The organism is Streptomyces sp. NPDC104761, assembly GCF_055583445.1.
In genome coordinates this window covers 145,875-163,153 of the sequence record NZ_JBVJNZ010000012.1, presented here as the reverse complement: position 1 = coordinate 163,153, position 17,279 = coordinate 145,875, and the positions used below count along the sequence as shown (strand labels likewise).

At 71.7% G+C, this 17,279-nt stretch carries 15 protein-coding genes; 11 read left to right on the top strand and 4 right to left on the bottom strand.

Translation table 11 applies throughout. The annotated features are described in order from the left end of the window. Nucleotides 1–6: 6 nt before the first annotated feature. Both ACZ63F_RS29755 and ACZ63F_RS29750 read right to left on the bottom strand, forming a co-directional pair. Complete coding sequence (locus ACZ63F_RS29755; protein WP_469715746.1) at nt 7–2,916, bottom strand: tetratricopeptide repeat protein; 2,910 nt, start codon at nt 2,914–2,916, stop codon at nt 7–9. After that, on the bottom strand, nt 2,913–4,739 hold the full coding sequence (locus ACZ63F_RS29750; RefSeq protein WP_469715470.1) for an HSP90 family protein: 1,827 nt from the start codon (nt 4,737–4,739) through the stop codon (nt 2,913–2,915). The genes ACZ63F_RS29755 and ACZ63F_RS29750 overlap by 4 nt, the downstream gene beginning before the upstream one ends. Before the next feature lie 169 nt (nt 4,740–4,908). Between ACZ63F_RS29750 and recG the strand changes: the two genes are divergently transcribed. The 8 genes from recG to mutM all read left to right on the top strand — a co-directional run bounded on the left by recG (nt 4,909) and on the right by mutM (nt 12,277). Then, complete coding sequence (gene recG, locus ACZ63F_RS29745; RefSeq protein ID WP_469715468.1) at nt 4,909–7,113, top strand: ATP-dependent DNA helicase RecG; 2,205 nt, start codon at nt 4,909–4,911, stop codon at nt 7,111–7,113. 112 nt (nt 7,114–7,225) lie between these two features. Beyond that, a complete protein-coding gene (rsmD, locus tag ACZ63F_RS29740) occupies nt 7,226–7,813 on the top strand; it encodes a 16S rRNA (guanine(966)-N(2))-methyltransferase RsmD (protein ID WP_469715465.1) in 588 nt (195 codons plus the stop codon). Between the two features lie 26 nt (nt 7,814–7,839). Further along, nucleotides 7,840–8,319 carry a pantetheine-phosphate adenylyltransferase gene (gene coaD, locus ACZ63F_RS29735; protein ID WP_294004943.1) on the top strand — a complete coding sequence of 160 codons (480 nt, stop codon included), beginning with the start codon at nt 7,840–7,842 and terminating at the stop codon, nt 8,317–8,319. 57 nt (nt 8,320–8,376) lie between these two features. Further along, nucleotides 8,377–9,480, top strand: coding sequence for an ATP synthase F0 subunit B (locus ACZ63F_RS29730; protein WP_469715462.1), 1,104 nt, complete (start codon nt 8,377–8,379; stop codon nt 9,478–9,480). Between the two features lie 165 nt (nt 9,481–9,645). Then, nucleotides 9,646–10,296: a YceD family protein gene (locus tag ACZ63F_RS29725; protein WP_093498866.1), complete on the top strand. Its 651-nt coding sequence runs from the start codon at nt 9,646–9,648 to the stop codon at nt 10,294–10,296. A 2-nt stretch (nt 10,297–10,298) separates the two neighbouring features. After that, complete coding sequence (gene rpmF / locus ACZ63F_RS29720; RefSeq protein WP_003951102.1) at nt 10,299–10,472, top strand: 50S ribosomal protein L32; 174 nt, start codon at nt 10,299–10,301, stop codon at nt 10,470–10,472. Nucleotides 10,473–10,480: 8 nt separating this feature from the next. Further along, complete coding sequence (gene rnc, locus ACZ63F_RS29715; protein WP_469715459.1) at nt 10,481–11,335, top strand: ribonuclease III; 855 nt, start codon at nt 10,481–10,483, stop codon at nt 11,333–11,335. A gap of 81 nt (nt 11,336–11,416) precedes the next feature. Then, the gene (gene mutM, locus ACZ63F_RS29710) at nt 11,417–12,277 is read left to right on the top strand and encodes a bifunctional DNA-formamidopyrimidine glycosylase/DNA-(apurinic or apyrimidinic site) lyase (protein ID WP_469715457.1); all 861 of its coding nucleotides are present in this window, start codon (nt 11,417–11,419) and stop codon (nt 12,275–12,277) included. Here the strand turns inward: mutM and ACZ63F_RS29705 are convergent. Together ACZ63F_RS29705 and ACZ63F_RS29700 are read right to left on the bottom strand one after the other, a co-directional pair. Next, a complete protein-coding gene (locus ACZ63F_RS29705; RefSeq protein WP_469715456.1) occupies nt 12,250–12,651 on the bottom strand; it encodes a winged helix-turn-helix transcriptional regulator in 402 nt (133 codons plus the stop codon). The two genes, mutM and ACZ63F_RS29705, sit on opposite strands and share 28 nt — an antisense overlap. 118 nt (nt 12,652–12,769) lie before the next feature. Then, nucleotides 12,770–13,924 (bottom strand): CAP domain-containing protein, encoded by a 1,155-nt coding sequence (locus ACZ63F_RS29700; RefSeq protein ID WP_469715454.1) that lies wholly within the window; start codon nt 13,922–13,924, stop codon nt 12,770–12,772. Between the two features lie 189 nt (nt 13,925–14,113). Here ACZ63F_RS29700 and ACZ63F_RS29695 point away from each other — a divergent pair, with 189 nt between their 5' ends. The 3 genes from ACZ63F_RS29695 to ACZ63F_RS29685 form a co-directional block, all read left to right on the top strand. Next, a complete protein-coding gene (locus tag ACZ63F_RS29695; protein ID WP_352219379.1) occupies nt 14,114–14,395 on the top strand; it encodes an acylphosphatase in 282 nt (93 codons plus the stop codon). A gap of 383 nt (nt 14,396–14,778) precedes the next feature. Next, nucleotides 14,779–14,982: a hypothetical protein gene (locus ACZ63F_RS29690; protein WP_093498859.1), complete on the top strand. Its 204-nt coding sequence runs from the start codon at nt 14,779–14,781 to the stop codon at nt 14,980–14,982. A gap of 241 nt (nt 14,983–15,223) precedes the next feature. Next, on the top strand, nt 15,224–17,279 hold a 2,056-nt coding region (locus ACZ63F_RS29685; RefSeq protein ID WP_469715449.1), incomplete at its 3' end, for a chromosome segregation SMC family protein.

The following is a 17,279-nucleotide window of genomic DNA, read 5'->3' as shown; positions in this document are numbered from 1 at the left end:
CCTCGTTCAGTCCTCCGTGGGCTCCAGCAGCTGCCGGGCCTCCGCCCGCCGGGCCCGGACCGTCTCGTCGGCCGGGTCGGCGCCCTCGTAGGCGTCCAGCACCGCACGCGCGCGTGCCGTCGCCGCGGCCGGCCTGCTGAGGTCGGCCTCCAGCCAGCCCGCGGCCAGTTCCGCGGCGGTACGGCTGTGCAGCCCGTCCTCGCCGAGCCCGGCGAACACCGAGATCGCAGCCGTCATCTGCGCGAGCGCCGCCTCGAACGCCCCCTGGATCGCCGGGTCGTCCGCGTCCTCCGGCACCGAACGGGCCAGCAGGTCGCCGAACTGGCGGTGGGTGTGCCCGAGTTCACCCGCGAGCCGCTCCGCGGCGGCCGGGTCCCCGGCCGTCTCCAGCGCCGCCTCGCACTCCCGGACCGCCTCCGCCATCAGCCGCCGCGCGCCCTCAGGACCCGCCTCCGTCCGCAGCGCCAGCCAGGCGCGGGCCCGCAGCGAACGCACCAGGAAGTGCACGTTGCCCATCGCCCGCCACAACTCGCCCGCCCGCGTGTACGCCCGGTCCGCCTCCGCGGGCAGCCCCGCGTTGCCCAGCGACTCGGCGGCCAGGTGGGCGAGGGTGGCGTGGTCGTGCTGCTCGGGCCAGTGCCGGGCGATCTCGGCCGCCTGCAGCCGCCGTTCGGCCGCCGCGTGGTGCTCGCCGAGCTCGCTCAGGCAGTCCCCGAGCCACCACTGGGTCTGCACGACCGCGCCGTCGCCGTGCGTCTCGGCGCTCAGGTCGGCCAGCGCCGACTCCAGCACCTCCGCCGCCTCCGCGAACCGCCCCTGCCGCAGCAGGAAGCCGCCCAGCTGGTGCCGGGCCCAGGCGCCCAGCGTGCCGCTCTGCCCGGCCTCGTCGGCCCAGTGCGCCGCCTCCAGGGCGTGCTCGGCGGCCTCCTCGGCCGCGCCCCGGCCGCCGACCACCTCGGCGAGCTGGAGATGCAGCTGGGCCCGCCCGACCGGCTCCACGTACGGGCCGCCGTGCTCCAGCGCCGCACGCAGCGCCCGCTCCGCCTCGGCCAGGTCGCCCTGCTCGTGGGCGAGCGCGGCCACCCGCACCTCGTACTCGACCGCGAACCACGGCAGCTCCGCGCCCACGAACTGCGCCGTCGCCTGCCGGAACAGCTCGCCCGCCCGCTCCCCGTCCCCGGCGTGCTCGGCCAGCTCGGCCAGCATCGCCCGCCCCTCGGCGGCCCGGGACACCAGCCGCAGGTCGGACCCGCCGCGCCCGCCCACCAGCGCCAGCAGCTCCCGTACGGCCTGCTCGGCGTCCCCGGCGCCCGCGGACCGCTCGTGCACCCGGCGCATCAGGATCCGCGCCCGGCTCATCAGCACGGACGCCGTCTGCCGCACCCCGGTCGCGTCGTCCGCGTAGAGGGCGAGGATCCGGTCGTACGGCTCGTCGATCGCGGCCAGCGCCTCGTCAAGCTCCCCCGACAGCGCGCGCACGTAGGCGGCACGCGCGCGTGCCGCGATCGCCTCGCCCTCGTCGCCGGCCTCCGCGTACAGCTCCGCCGCCCGCTCGAACAGCTCGACCCCCTCGGGGCCGCGCCCCATCGCCGTGTGGTCGGCGATCTCCGCGCGGACGTACGTGTCCACCTCGGTCTCCTCGGCGGCCCGCGCCACCGCGGCCCAGGCCTCCATGGCGTGCGGCCGCAGCGTGTCCGACATCCGGCGCGCCTCGGCCAGGAGCGCGGGGAACGACGGCTGCTCCGACGGCTCCGGCGCGGGCGCCGGGGCGGCCGGCGTGCGGGGCCCGGCGGGCGCCGTCCGAGGCGCCCGCACGCCCAGCGGCAGCCGGTCCACCAGCGGCCGCTGCGCCATCCGCTCGCGCAGCTGGTCGCCGACGTAGGAGGTGCCGTTGCGGGCGTCGAACCGCGCGGCCAGCTCCAGGGCCTCCGCGCGCGCGTGCCCGGCGAGTTCCCCCGCGGCCCACGCCCGCCCGGCGGGCCCCGGCACCCGCTGCCCGCCCAGCCCCAGCCCGGTCAGCCGGTCCATCAGCAGCGCCACCACCGCCAGGAAGTCCATCCGGCTGCGCGGCTGACCGGTGTCCGTGAAGTAGGCGGGACGTTCCGCCAGCAGCTCGAGACCGCGCGCCTCGTTGCCGGTCAGCGCGCAGAACTCGACATGGTCCGCGTAGGCGCCCCGCATGCTCTCCATCGGGCGCACCAGACGGAAACCGCGCAGGTGGTGCGCGCGGGCCTCGTCGACGCGGCCGAGCCGCAGCAGCGGCACCAGGGAGGACGCCAGGACCGTGTGCGGCTCGTGGGCGCAGCTGTACTCGCCGTCCAGCACCGGCCCCCACAGCTCCAGGGCCGCCTCGTCCCGGCCGTTCTTCAGCTGCCAGCCGCCCTGCCCGTGCAGCTCGCACGCGTGGCAGTCGGCCATCCGGTCCCGGTCCGCCGCCAGCCAGGCCGCGTACGCCCGCTCCGCGCGCGGCAGGTCACCGACGTGCCCGGCGACACTGAACTCCGCGCTGCGCACCGCCCGCTCGGAGTGCCCGGCCAGCCGGTAGCGGTGCTCCATCTCGCCCAGCCACTTCTCGATCGAGGCGAGCGGGATGTGCGGCTGGTCGAGCATCCCGGCCGTCATCCACTTGAAGACCCAGTGCAGCGAATGCGTCTCGTACTCGTCGAAGTCCTCGGGCCGCTCGTCCCACATCCGCAGCAGCCGCGCGAACGGGACGAACATCTTGTCCTTCTCGGAGCTGTAGTTGTAGACCTTCAGCTGGTGTCCGAGCGCCTCGATCACGGCGAGCGGGATGTTCAGCCGCTCGGCCTCCGCGAGCAGCTGCTCCGCGCGCGCGTTGCGGGCGGGGCCCTCCGGCTCCTCGGAGTTCTCCGCCATCGCCCGGCGCAGCGAGTCGAAGTCAGCAATCTCCATCAGCGATCGTCTTCCCCATGAGTGGCCCACTCCAGGAGGCCGATGAACGAGCGGTTGAGCAGCGCCGAGTCGGCCGGGCGCAGCGGGCGCTGGGCCATCAGCAGCGCCTGACCGTAGAGCGACTCGGTCGCGGTGCCGATCAGCTCCGGGTCCTTGAGGGCGCTGATCCGCCGGACCAGCGGGTTGAGGTGGTTGAGCACCAGACGGGCGCGCGGCGCGCTGCCGCGCAGCGAACCCAGGATGCCCGCCCACAGGTCGTCGGCCTGCTCCTCGGCCTCCGCACGGGCCTGTTCGTGGCGGGCGGCGCGGTCGTCGAGGTGGAGGGCGGGGACCGAGAGGGGGTGGAAGGCCCTCAGTGCAATGTCACATTGCAGTGGGTCCAGCCTGGCCCGCGCCACCGCCAGGAACCCCGCCACCGCCAGCTCCTCCGCCGGATCCACGGCGTCCAGATGCGCGGTCACGGTGTCCGCGTCCAGCTCCGCGACGACCGTCCCGGGCCGCACCGACGGCAGCGTCTCGACCAGCTCGCTGTCGTAGGTGTAACCGCCGTTGATCACCCCGATGCCCTGCGCGGAGGCGATCGGCGCGACCTGCCGGTACTCCTCGACCGTCCGCGTGAAGTGCACCACCGGGTGCCGCTGCGCGAACTCCTCCAGCGAAAGCTGCCCGTCCGTCGTCTCGAAGGGAAGCCACGGCAGCATCGTCCGCAGCATCTCCGCGTCGTGCCGCGCCAGCGACTTCACCCCGAGGTGATGCACGGACAGGAACGCGGAGAGCCGTTCCGGGTCCCCGGCCGCGAGCCCGGTCAGCCAGGACCGAATCCTTTCGCCGAGCGCCTCCCGTACCGCGGCCAGCGTCTCGTCCTCGTACAGCGACTCGCGCGAGGCCGTCGGCCGCAGACTGTCCGTGTCCAGGACACAGCGCACGAAGAACGCCCAGTCCGGCAGCAGCTGTTCGGCCCGCTCGGTGAGCAGCATGCCCTTGAGGTGCACGCGGTGCGTGGCCCGCTGCGCCGGACTCACCGCGGACGGCAGCACGTACGCCACCCCCCGGATCCCGGCCAGCGGCACGTCCAGCGCGATCGAGTCCAGCGGCGTGAAACCGAACAGCTCGTGACAGTGCCGGGCCAGCGCCACCCGCCGGGTGCCGGGGGAGGGGTACGGCCGGTCCCAGGGTGCCGGGAGGTCGGTGACCGCCTCGTCGCCCACCCGGACGTCGTACGGCAGCAGCGAACCGAAGTCCCGCGCCAGCGCGAGCACCCGCCGCTCGTCCAGCCACTCCGCCGCACCCGCCCGCGCCACCAGGTACACGGTGGTACCGGGCTCGGGCCGGGCCTCGTGCGCCAACGTCCTTACGGTGTACGACCCGTCGTCCCGGGCCGTCCACTCCACGGGCGGCGCGTCCGGCGTCCGGGCGCTGCGGCTGACCACCCGGATCCGCTCGGCGACCACGAAACAGGCCAGCAGCCCGATGCCGAACTGGCCCAGGAAGTCGGAGCGGGCCTCCTGCAGCCCGTCGCCGCGCTTGGAGCTGCGCCCGATCGTGGCGAGCAGGCTGTGCACGTCCGACTCGGTGAGCCCGACGCCGCTGTCCTCCACCCGGAGCGAGCTGCCGTCCGCGTACAGCCGCACCCGCGCCCGGGCGTCTGGCTGCTCGGCCCGTCTCGCGGTGATCGCGTCCACCGCGTTCTGCAGCAGCTCGCGGAGGTAGACCTTGGGGCTGGAGTACAGGTGATGGGAGAGCAGGTCCACCAAACCACGCAGGTCGACCTGGAACGTATGAGGTGACTGTGATGCCTGGGATGACTGTGAGGTCTGGGAGTCCATCGTCGCTGCGCCGGAGGGGGGAAGACGTGGTCGGCGCGGGGTCGGGCGGTCCCTGGTGGGGCGGTGACCGCGGAAGGATGGCCGGAGCGCGCCATCCTATGACTCAAAACGGCCGCCTGACCAGGGGTTTCCCGAGACATATACGGCATTGTCAGTGGTGTGGTGTGCAATGGATCTCGTGCCCGCACTGCAAGAACCACTGAAGAAGGTGCTCGGCCCAGCCACCGCGAAGGTGATGGCCGAGCATCTCGGCCTGCACACCGTCGGCGACCTCCTGCACCACTATCCCCGCAGATACGAGGAGCGCGGCCAGCTCACCCACCTCGCCGACCTGCCCATGGATGAACACGTCACGGTGGTCGCCATGGTCGCCGACGCCCGCCTGCACACCTTCGCCTCCGCCAAGGCGCCCCGCGGCAAGGGGCAGCGCCTGGAGGTGACGATCACCGACGGCAGCGGCCGGCTCCAACTGGTCTTCTTCGGCAACGGCGTGCACAAACCCCACAAGGAACTCCTGCCCGGCACCCGCGCGATGTTCGCCGGCAAGGTCTCGGTCTTCAACCGGCGCCTCCAACTGGCGCACCCGGCCTACGAGTTGCTGCGCGGCGACGACCCGTCCGAATCCGTGGAGACCTGGGCCGGAGCCCTGATCCCGCTCTACCCGGCCACCGCCAAACTGGAGTCCTGGAAGATCGGCAAGGCCGTCCAGACGGTCCTCCCCAGCGCCCAGGAGGCCCTGGACCCCCTCCCGCCGGCCCTCCGCGAGGGCCGCGGGCTGGTCTCCCTCCCCGAAGCCCTCCTCAAGATCCACCGCCCGCACACCAAGGCGGACATCGCCGCGGCCCGCGACCGCCTCAAGTGGGACGAGGCCTTCGTCCTCCAGGTCGCCCTGGCCCGCCGCCGCCACGCCGACGCCCTGCTCCCGGCGGTGGCCCGCAGACCGTCCCCCGACGGCCTCCTCACCGCCTTCGACGACCGCCTCCCCTTCACCCTCACGGACGGCCAGCAGAAGGTCTCGAAGGAGATCTTCGACGACCTGGCGACGGAGCACCCGATGCACCGGCTCCTCCAGGGCGAGGTCGGCAGCGGGAAGACTCTGGTCGCCCTGCGCGCCATGCTCGCCGTCGTCGACGCGGGCGGTCAGGCCGCCATGCTCGCCCCCACCGAGGTCCTCGCCCAGCAGCACCACCGGTCGATCACCGAGATGATGGGCGAACTGGCCGAGGGCGGCATGCTCGGCGGCGCGGAGCACGCCACCAAGGTCGTCCTCCTCACCGGCTCGATGGGCACGGCGGCCCGCCGCCAGGCGATGCTGGACCTGGTCACGGGCGACGCGGGCATCGTGATCGGCACGCACGCCCTGATCGAGGACAAGGTCCAGTTCCACGACCTCGGCCTGGTCGTGGTCGACGAACAGCACCGCTTCGGCGTCGAACAGCGGGACGCCCTCCGCGGCAAGGGCAAGCAGCCGCCCCACCTCCTCGTCATGACCGCCACCCCCATCCCCCGCACGGTGGCGATGACGGTCTTCGGCGACCTCGAGACCTCCGTCCTGGACCAGCTCCCGGCAGGCCGCTCCCCGATCGCCACCCACGTCGTCCCCGCCGCCGACAAGCCCCACTTCCTGGCCCGCGCCTGGGAACGGGTCAGGGAGGAGGTCGGCAACGGCCACCAGGCCTACGTCGTCTGCCCCCGCATCGGCGACGAGGAAGACGACCCCAGGAAGGCGAAGAAGTCCGTCGAGGACGAGGCGGAGAAACGCCCCCCGCTGGCCGTCCTCGACGTCGCCGACCACTTGGCCAAGGGCCCGCTCAGCGGCCTCAAGGTCGAGGTCCTGCACGGCCGCATGCACCCCGACGACAAGGACGCGGTCATGCGTCGCTTCGCGGCGGGGGAGACCGGCGTTCTCGTCGCCACCACGGTCATCGAGGTCGGCGTCAACGTCCCCAACGCGACCGCCATGGTGATCATGGACGCCGACCGCTTCGGCGTCTCCCAGCTCCACCAGCTGCGCGGCCGGGTGGGCCGCGGCTCCGCCCCCGGCCTGTGCCTCCTGGTCACGGAGATGCCGGAGGCGAGCGCGGCCCGCCAGCGCCTCACGGCGGTCGCCTCGACCCTGGACGGCTTCGAGCTCTCCCGTATCGACCTCGAACAGCGCAGAGAGGGCGACGTCCTGGGCCAGGCCCAGTCGGGCGCCCGCTCCAGCCTCCGCGTCCTCGCCGTGATCGAGGACGAGGAGATCATCGCGGAGGCACGGGAGGAGGCGACGGCTCTGGTCGCCGATGACCCGGAGCTGACCGACCTCCCCGGACTGCGAACGGCCCTGGACGCCCTCTTGGACGAGGAGAGAGAGCAGTACCTGGAAAAGGGCTGATGGGCATCGCCCCTGAAAGGAGCGCGGGGAACTGCGCGAGCAACCACGACGCACCTACTGCCAAACTGACTCCGTAACCACCCCGGAAAACTCACCGGACCGAGGATTCAAGATGACCCGCGTGATCGCCGGCCAGGCAGGCGGACGGCGCCTCTCCGTGCCGCCCGGCACCGGAACCCGGCCGACATCCGACCGCGCACGCGAAGGCCTCTTCTCCACCTGGCAGTCCCTCCTGGGCGGCCCCCTGGACGGCGAACGCGTCCTCGACCTCTACGCGGGATCCGGGGCCGTGGGCCTGGAGGCCCTCTCCAGGGGCGCCGGCCACACCCTGCTCGTGGAGGCCGACCCCAGAGCCGCCCGCGTCGTACGTGAAAACGTAAAGAACCTGGGCCTGCCCGGCGCCGAGGTGAGAGCGGGCAAGGCCGAGCAGATCATCCAGTCACCGGCGCCCACACCGCCGTACGACATCGTCTTCCTGGATCCTCCGTACGCCGTCACCGACGACGATCTTCGGGAGATTCTCCTCACACTCCACTCCGGGGGCTGGCTCGCGCCGGACGCTCTCGTCACCGTGGAGCGCAGCACCAGAGGTGGCGTTTTCAACTGGCCGGCCGGCTTCGAGGGCCTCAGGTCCCGTCGCTACGGCGAGGGAACGTTTTGGTACGGTCGCGCCGCCGCTACGTGCGAAGACGCACGATGACCGGACCGGAGAGCGAGGGATCTCAAGTGCGCCGCGCCGTCTGTCCCGGGTCGTTCGACCCCATCACCAACGGACACCTCGACATCATTGCCCGTGCGTCCCGTCTCTACGACGAGGTCTACGTCGCGGTGATGATCAACAAGTCCAAGAAGGGCCTGTTCGAGATCGACGAGCGGATCGACCTGATCCGCACGGTCACCGCCGACTACGGCAACGTCCGGGTCGAGGCGTTCCACGGCCTCCTCGTCGACTTCTGCAAGCAGCGCGACATCCCTGCCATCGTGAAGGGCCTCAGGGCCGTCAGCGACTTCGACTACGAACTGCAGATGGCCCAGATGAACAACGGTCTGTCGGGAGTCGAGACGCTGTTCGTGCCGACCAACCCGACCTACAGTTTCCTCTCCTCCTCGCTGGTGAAGGAGGTGGCCCAGTGGGGCGGCGACATCGCCCACCTGGTTCCGCCGGCCGTTCTGGAGGCCCTCAACAAGCGTCTCGGCAAGGACTGATGGGGCTACAGTCGTCCCGTCCGTCTCCAACCCAGCTGTAGAGAGTGGCGAGCACAGGTGGACGTGCAGAAGAAGCTCGACGAGATCGTGAGCACGGTCTCCGGCGCCCGGTCCATGCCCATGTCGGCGTCGTGCGTGGTCAACCGTGCCGACCTGCTCGCGATGCTCGAAGAGCTGCGCCAGGCGCTGCCCGGCTCGCTCGCGCAGGCCGAGGAGCTGATCGGCGGCCGGGACCAGATGGTCGAGCAGGCCCGCATGGAAGCCGAGCGGATCATCGAGACCGCGCACGCCGAGCGGGGCTCGCTGATCTCCGACACCGAGGTGGCCCGCCGCTCCCAGGCCGAGGCCGACCGGATCCTCGCCGAGGCCCGCCAGGAGGCCGAGGAGGTCCGTGCCGACGCCGACGACTACGTCGACTCCAAGCTCGCCAACTTCGAGGTCGTCCTCACCAAGACCCTCGGCTCGGTCGGCCGCGGCCGCGAGAAGCTGCTCGGCACCGGCCCGGGCCTGGACGAGCAGGGCTACGAGGACGAGGACGCCCCCGAGCGCAGCCACGACCCCGAGACCCTGCGCCGGGACGCCGACGCGTACGTGGACGCCAAGCTCGGCGCCTTCGAGGCGGTCCTCGCCAAGACCCTGGAGGCCGTCGGCAAGGGCCGCGCCAAGCTGCACGGCCGGATCGCCTCCGACGCCCTCGGCGCCCTGGCCGACGACAACACGACGTTCCAGCACTCCAGCGACGCCGACTACCTGGCCGACCTCGCGGCCCTCGCCGACCAGGACGAGCGGGCGGCCCAGGCCGAGCAGCCCGCCGCCCAGCCCCAGCACCAGCAGCAGCCCCAGCCGCAGTACGACCAGCAGCCCATGCAGCAGCCCGTGGCGCAGGATCCGTACGGCTACCCCCAGCAGCAGCCCGTCTACGCCCAGCAGGACGCGTACGGCTACCAGCAGGACCCCTACGGCTACCAGCAGGCCGATCCGTACGCCGCCGCCTACCAGGGCTACGACACCGGCCAGCAGCCCGTCTACGACCCCCAGCAGCAGGCGGCCCAGCAGCATCAGCAGCACCAGTCGTACGCCCTCGACGAGACCAGCCTCTTCGACACCAGCATGATCACGCCGGAGCAGCTGCGGGCCTACGAGCAGGGGCGGGGCCTGTAACAACGCCCGGACCAACCCGGCGGAGGGCGGCCAAGGACCGGCGGATTGGGCCGACAGCGAAAGGTCCAGTATCCTGGCTCTTCGGTCGCGTCTACGTCCGCGATCCACGCTGCCCGGAGGCGTCTCCGGACGGCGTCCCTCTGAACTCGTAGATCGAAAGCAGGAATGGCTCCTCACGCGCGCCTCGACCACCGCAACCCGTTCGTGTTCGACACGCACGAGCTGGGACGGCGTCCTGGTGCCCTGCAGCGCCTGACCCGCACGATCGACGCTCCCGAGGACTTCGGGATCAAGGGGGTCATCGGAGTGCCGCAGGGCGCCCCGGTGGAGCTCGAACTCCGGCTCGAGTCGGTCATGGAAGGTGTACTCGTCACAGGCACCGCCCGTGCACAGGCCGAGGGGGAGTGCGTAAGGTGTCTGGAGCCGGTCGGGCAGGAGCTCGAAGCGGACTTCCAGGAACTGTTCTCGTACCCTGACGCCGACGACCGGGGCCGCGTGATCGCGGAACCGGGCGACGACGCCGAGGACGACGAGGACAGGTTCTTCATCGAGGACGGCCTGTTCGACCTCGAACCCGTGCTGCGCGATGCGGTGGTGCTCGCACTGCCGATGCAGCCGGTGTGCCAGGACGACTGCCTGGGCCTGTGCTCCGAGTGCGGAGCCCGGCTCACGGACGACCCGGACCACCACCACGACGCCGTCGACATCCGTTGGGCGGCTTTGCAGGGACTCGCCGGATCCATGAAGGACGGCGAGAAGGACGAGATGAGCGGCGCTGACGCGGAAGCGGGCGTCGACGAGAAGCAGGAGAAGTAGCCGTGGCTGTTCCGAAGCGGAAGATGTCGCGCAGCAACACGCGCCACCGCCGGTCGCAGTGGAAGGCTGCGGTCCCCACCCTGGTTGCGTGCGAGCGCTGCCACGAGCCCAAGCAGCAGCACATCGCGTGCCCGTCTTGCGGCACCTACAACAAGCGCCAGGTCCTCGAAGTCTGAGCGGCCAGGTGAGAGGCACTGTGTCCAGTCCCAAGAAGGGCGATGAGCCCAAGGCGGACCCAACCGCCAAGAAGAAGACGGACAGCACGGCCTCGTCCCACACGCTTCTGGAAGGGCGGCTCGGCTACAAGCTCGAGTCCGCCCTTCTGGTGCGTGCGCTGACCCACCGTTCCTACGCGTACGAGAACGGCGGCCTGCCGACGAACGAGCGGCTGGAGTTCCTCGGTGACTCCGTCCTCGGTCTCGTCGTCACGGACACGCTGTACAACACTCACCCCGACCTGCCCGAGGGCCAGCTGGCCAAGCTCCGGGCCGCGGTGGTGAACTCGCGTGCGCTCGCGGAGGTGGGCCGCGGTCTCGACCTGGGTTCCTTCATCCGGCTCGGCCGGGGTGAAGAGGGCACGGGCGGCCGGGACAAGGCGTCCATCCTCGCCGACACCCTGGAAGCGGTGATCGGCGCGGTCTATCTCGACCAGGGCCTCGATTCGGCGTCCGAGCTGGTGCACCGGCTCTTCGACCCGCTGATCGAGAAGTCCTCGAACCTCGGAGCCGGCCTGGACTGGAAGACCAGTCTCCAGGAGCTCACCGCGACGGAGGGCCTCGGCGTGCCCGAGTACCTGGTCACGGAGACCGGCCCCGACCACGAGAAGACCTTCACTGCTGCCGCCCGCGTCGGAGGCGTCTCGTACGGCACCGGCACCGGCCGCAGCAAGAAGGAGGCGGAGCAGCAGGCCGCCGAGTCCGCCTGGCGCGCCATCCGCGCCGCGGCGGACGAGCGGGCCAAGGCCAAGGCAGCCGAGCAGGCGGCCAAGGCCGAAGCCGAGGAGGACGACGGCCCGCCGTCGTCCGCCGCCTCCGCCTGACGAACAGCGCAGCCCGAGCGCCCGCCACCGGTCCACGGAGGCGGGCGCTCGGATCGTCCACGGTCCTTCCCGGGAGTCCCGATGCCTGAATTGCCCGAGGTCGAGGTCGTCCGGCGCGGCCTGGAGCGGTGGGTCGCCCATCGCGTCGTGGCCGAGGCCGAGGTCCTGCACCCGCGTGCCGTACGACGGCATGTGGCCGGCGCCGACGACTTCGCGCACCGGCTCAAGGGCCACCGCATCGGCACTCCGAGCCGGCGCGGCAAGTACCTGTGGCTGCCGCTGGAGGACACCAACCAGTCGGTCCTCGCGCATCTCGGCATGAGCGGCCAGTTGCTGGTGCAGCCGCACGAGGCGCCGGACGAGAAGCACCTGCGGATCCGCGTCCGGTTCGGCGACGGCCTGGGCACCGAACTCCGGTTCGTCGACCAGCGCACGTTCGGCGGACTGTCGTTGCACGACAACACGCTCGACGGACTGCCGGACGTCATCGCGCACATCGCCCGCGACCCCCTCGACCCGCTGTTCGACGACGAGGCCTTCCACCAGGCGCTGCGCCGGAAGCGGTCCACCATCAAGCGGGCGCTGCTCGACCAGTCGCTGATCAGCGGAGTCGGCAACATCTACGCGGACGAGGCCCTCTGGCGCGCCCGCCTCCACTACGAGCGGCCGACCGCCGGCTTCACCCGCCCGCGCACCGCCGAACTCCTCGGCCATGTACGGGACGTGATGAACGCGGCCCTGGCCGTCGGCGGCACCAGCTTCGACAGCCTGTACGTCAACGTCAACGGCGAGTCCGGGTACTTCGACCGCTCGCTGGACGCCTACGGCCGCGAGGGGCTGCCCTGCCGGCGATGCGGGACGCCGATGCGCAGGCGGCCCTGGATGAACCGGTCCAGCTACTTCTGCCCGCAGTGTCAGCGGGCGCCGCGCGTCTCGTCGTAACGCTCGCGGGCGGCCAGCACCTCGTCCATCCGGCCTTCCACGAAGTGCACGACGGCCAGCAGGCGCTCGGCGACCCCGCGGCCGAGCGGGGTGAGCTCGTAGTCGACGCGCGGCGGGTTGGTCGGCTGCGCCTCGCGGTGCACCAGGCCGTCGCGCTCCAGCGCCTGGAGCGTCTGGGAGAGCATCTTCTCGCTGACACCGTCCACGCGCCGGCGCAGCTCGTTGAACCGGAACGACCCCTCGTGCAGCGCGCTCAGGGTGAGCCCGCCCCAGCGGCCCATGACGTGCTCGAGGGTCGTGCGCGAGGGGCAGTCCCGGGCGAAGACGTCGTACGGAGGCTGCGGCTCCACGACGCCGTCCTGGGTGATGGTCATGCCCCAAGCGTACGGGAATGCAGCGCTAACCCGACAGGGTGCGCTAACTGTTGGTTAGTACCGCTGGCGACGGGTCAGCGTGGCCGACGGCGAACGAACGGCCTGGCCGGCGACGCGCTCAGTAGCCGAAGTCCTGTGTCCACCAAGGACCGCCCTCGCCGAAGTGGACGCCGACCCCGAGGGTCTTGAAGTCGCAGTTCAGGATGTTGGCGCGGTGGCCATCGCTGTTCATCCAGGCGTCCATGACGGCCTGGGCGGTGGCCTGGCCCCGGGCTATGTTCTCGCCGCCGAGGTTGGTTATGCCGGCCGCCGCGGCTCGGTCCCACGGCGACTTGCCGTCCGGGTCGGTGTGGTCGAAGAAGTTCCGCGCGGCCATGTCGTCGCTGAACGCCTCGGCCAGCCTGGTCAGCGAGGAGCTCGCGGACAGGGCGCTGCAGCCGACCTTCGCCCGCTCCTCGTTCACCAGTTTCAGCACCTCGGCCTCGACGACCGCCTCCTGGGAGGTGGTGATCGGCGCGGCGGTCTTCACCGGCGCCTTGGTGGCCGTCCTGCTCGGGCTCGCCGTCGCCTTCCTGGACGGCGTTTCGGCGGTCGTCGGCTTCTTGGTCGCCGTCTTCGTCGGGGTGGCGGACGCGGACGCGGACGCCGACGCGGAGGCTGAGGCTGAGGCGGACTTCGAGGCGGACGCCGACGGGGCCGCCGGCGAGGCGGAGCGCTGGGTGTCACGGCTGGTCGAGGAGCCGGTGCCGCGGCTCTCGGCGCTGCCGGAGGTGCCGCCCTGCTCGGTGGCCGTGTTGGTGGGCGCGCCGTCGGCCTGCACCCGCTCGCCGCCGGTCGTGCTGCTGCCGCCGCCGAGCTTGTAGTTCTCCAGGCCGGGCACCAGACCGGTGGCCACCGCGACCGTGCCGATGGCAACGGCGGCGGAGACCCCGAGCAGCCCGGTGGCCACGGGCCGCCCCGACTTCTTGCGGCGCCGGTGCCCGCCGCCCGAGGAGGAGCCACGGCGCGCGGTGAGCTCCTCGACCGGGAACTCGGCGGTGTTCATGAAGCGGGCGTAGTCGTCCTCGTTCGCGAAGAGGTAGGCCGAGCTGCGCGCGTTGGCGTCGGCGTACTCCTCCTGGCGCAGGTAGGCCGCCGTGCCCGTGCCGTAGCGGAGGCCCGCGTACGAGTCCTGCGGGTCGTGGCCGCCCGGGTAGGAGCCGTCGTGCTCCGTGATCCCCGTGGCGTGGCCCGTGGCGGCGCGGCCGGCGGCGTGGCGTCGGTGGCGTCCCATGTCCTTGCCCTCTTCCCTCGTCCTCGCGATCCGGTCGACCAGGGGCCGGTGTGGCTCATGACTCCGTCTGGTCAACCAGACTCACCCGATCGAGTGAGTTTCATATGAGATTCATTGGGTGGGGACGGTACCGCATGCCGCCGAACGAGGGAGTGCCCCGAGTGACATTGGCCGGTTAGGTTGCACCCCATGAGCGAGGATGTGCGACTGGTCGCCTGGGTGCGCGGACGTGTACAAGGCGTGGGTTTCCGCTGGTTCACGCGGGCCAAGGCGCTGGAGATCGGGGGCCTGAGTGGTTTTGCTCTCAATTTGGGCGACGGCCGCGTCCAGGTGGTTGCGGAGGGCTCCCGGGCGGGCTGCGAAGGGCTGCTCGACTGGCTCCAGGGCGATGACACGCCCGGGCGGGTGGAGGGTGTCACCGAGATCTGGGACACACCGCGGGGCGGCTACGACGGCTTCGCCATCCGCTGAGCCCGCGCCGTGGAGCCGCACGGGCGGAAGCGGAGCGAACTGCCACCGGCATGTGCCCCGAGCAGAAATGGCCTGGTGGTTGCCAAGAACCGCGTGTCGTGGCAGGCTCCGCACTTACAGATGATCGCCACGCCCTGAGGGCCCCGTGAGAGTCGCAGCGTCGCCCGAACAGGGCCGCCCGACTACGGGTTCGCCCGCCAATGCAGGGCGTGATCGTGTTGACCGTCAAACTTTTTGGTGAGACGCTGAAAGCCCCGCGCACCTGAGCTGTTTGGCATGGCGCAACAGTCGAGAAACACTCGGATGTGTCAAGCACCACGGGTGCGAATCCCTCACGACCCACACCGCTTCGGTCGGTCACTCAGTGTGGAGGACCATCCATCATGGCAAAGGCGCTTCTCGGTTACGTCGGCGGCTCCGACCCGCGACTCCTCGCCGAGATGCGACGGCTCCAGCAGCGTGTCCAGGACCTCGAATCCGAGCTCGTACGGATCCAGGCCGAGAACGACGCGCTGACGGCTGCCGCTTCTCCCGACAGGATCATGGAGAGCATCGACGCAAACCAGGCGGAGCCTGCGCTCACCTGATCGCTGCATCGCTCCACAACAGCACATACGGCGGTCGGGCAGCCCTTTCAACCGCTTAAGTTGTCAAGATTTGCAAGGGACGCCTCGGCGTCCCTTCTTTCTTGCGCTCCCGCCCCGTTTCAGCCTCGCGCATCCTTTCACCTTCTTTAACGTCTGGTGTGCCCTGCATGTTCATGCGCGAAACCGCGAGGTTGCGAGGGGTCGTGGAGTGCGGTAGCGGCGCCGGGTAGAGTCCCACGGCGTGCACCTCAAGGCCCTGACCCTCCGAGGGTTCAAGTCGTTCGCCTCGGCGACCACGCTCCGGTTCGAGCCGGGGATCACGTGTGTCGTCGGTCCGAACGGCTCGGGCAAGTCCAACGTCGTGGACGCGCTCACCTGGGTCATGGGCGAGCACAGCGCCAAGTCGCTGCGCGGCGGCAAGATGGAGGACGTCATCTTCGCCGGCACCACCGGCCGCCCCCCGCTGGGCCGTGCCGAGGTGTCCCTGACCATCGACAACTCCGACGGCGCGCTGCCCATCGAGTACGCCGAGGTCACCATCACGCGGATCATGTTCCGCAACGGCGGCAGCGAGTACCAGATCAACGGCGACACCTGCCGTCTCCTGGACATCCAGGAACTCCTCTCCGACTCCGGCATCGGCCGCGAGATGCACGTCATCGTCGGCCAGGGCCAGCTCGACTCCGTCCTGCACGCGGACCCGATGGGCCGCCGGGCCTTCATCGAGGAGGCGGCCGGTGTCCTCAAGCACCGCAAGCGCAAGGAGAAGGCGCTGCGCAAGCTGGACGCGATGCAGGCCAACCTCGCGCGCGTGCAGGACCTGACCGACGAACTGCGCCGCCAGCTCAAGCCCCTCGGACGGCAGGCCGCCGTCGCTCGCAGAGCCGCCGTCATCCAGGCGGACCTCCGCGACGCCCGCCTGCGCCTGCTCGCCGACGACCTCGTACGACTGCGCCAGGCGCTCCAGACCGAGGTCGCCGACGAGGCCGCCCTCAAGGAACGCAAGGAAGCCGCCGAGCAGGAGCTGAAGAAGGCCCTCCAGCGGGAGGCGCTCCTGGAAGACGAGGTACGGCAGCTCACCCCGCGCCTGCAGCGGGCCCAGCAGACCTGGTACGAGCTCTCCCAGCTCGCCGAACGCGTCCGCGGCACCATCTCGCTGGCCGACGCCCGGGTGAAGAGCGCCACCTCCACGCCCCCCGAGGAACGGCGCGGCCGCGACCCCGAGGACATGGAGCGCGAGGCCCACCGCATCCGTGAGCAGGAGGCCGAGCTGGAGGCCTCCCTGGAGGCGGCCCAGCACGCCCTGGACGACACCGTCGCGCACCGGGCCGAGCTGGAGCGCGCGCTCGCCCTCGAAGAACGGCGCCTGAAGGACGTGGCCCGCTCCATCGCCGACCGCCGCGAGAGCCTGGCCCGGCTGAACGGCCAGGTGGGCGCGGCCCGCTCCCGTGCCGCGTCCGCCCAGGCCGAGATCGACCGGCTGGCCGCCGCCCGCGACGAGGCCCAGGAACGGGCGGTCTCGGCGCAGGAGGAGTACGAGGCGCTGAAGGCGGAGGTCGACGGCCTCGACGCCGGCGACGAGGAACTGGCCGGCCGGCACGACGAGGCCAAGCACCGGCTGGCCGAGGCGGAGGCGGCCCTGACCGCGGCCCGCGAGGCCCTCACGGCGGCGGAACGCAGACGCGCCGCGACCCAGGCCCGCCACGAGGCGCTGGCCCTCGGCCTGCGCCGCAAGGACGGCACCGGCATACTGCTCGGTGCCCGTGACCGCCTCACCGGCATCCTGGGCCCGGCGGCAGAACTCCTCACCGTGACCCCGGGCCACGAGGTAGCCCTGGCAGCAGCCTTCGGCACCGCGGCGGACGCGATCGCGGTGACCACTCCGTCCTCCGCGGCCGACGCAATCCGCCTGCTCCGCAAGCAGGACGGCGGCAGGGCAGCACTCCTGCTGGCGGGAACTCCGGAGACACCTCAGCCCGGCGTGCCCCAGTCGGGCGCGCCCCCAAGGGGCCCGGGGAACGGCGTGACCAGCCACGACGCCCCCGCAGCCGGCGACGCTGATCCCGGGGCGGCGCCCCAAAGGGTCGCGGAGCTGCATCGACCGCCGGCACCGTCCCAGGGCGCGCCCAGCCACGATGCGCCCGCAGCTGAAAACGCCGATGCCGGGGCAGCGCCCCCAAGGGGCGCGGGGAACGGCGCGGCCAGCCACGACGCCCCCGCAGCCGGCGACGCTGATCCCGGGGCGGCGCCCCAAAGGGTCGCGGAGCTGCATCGACCGCCGGCACCGTCCCAGGGCG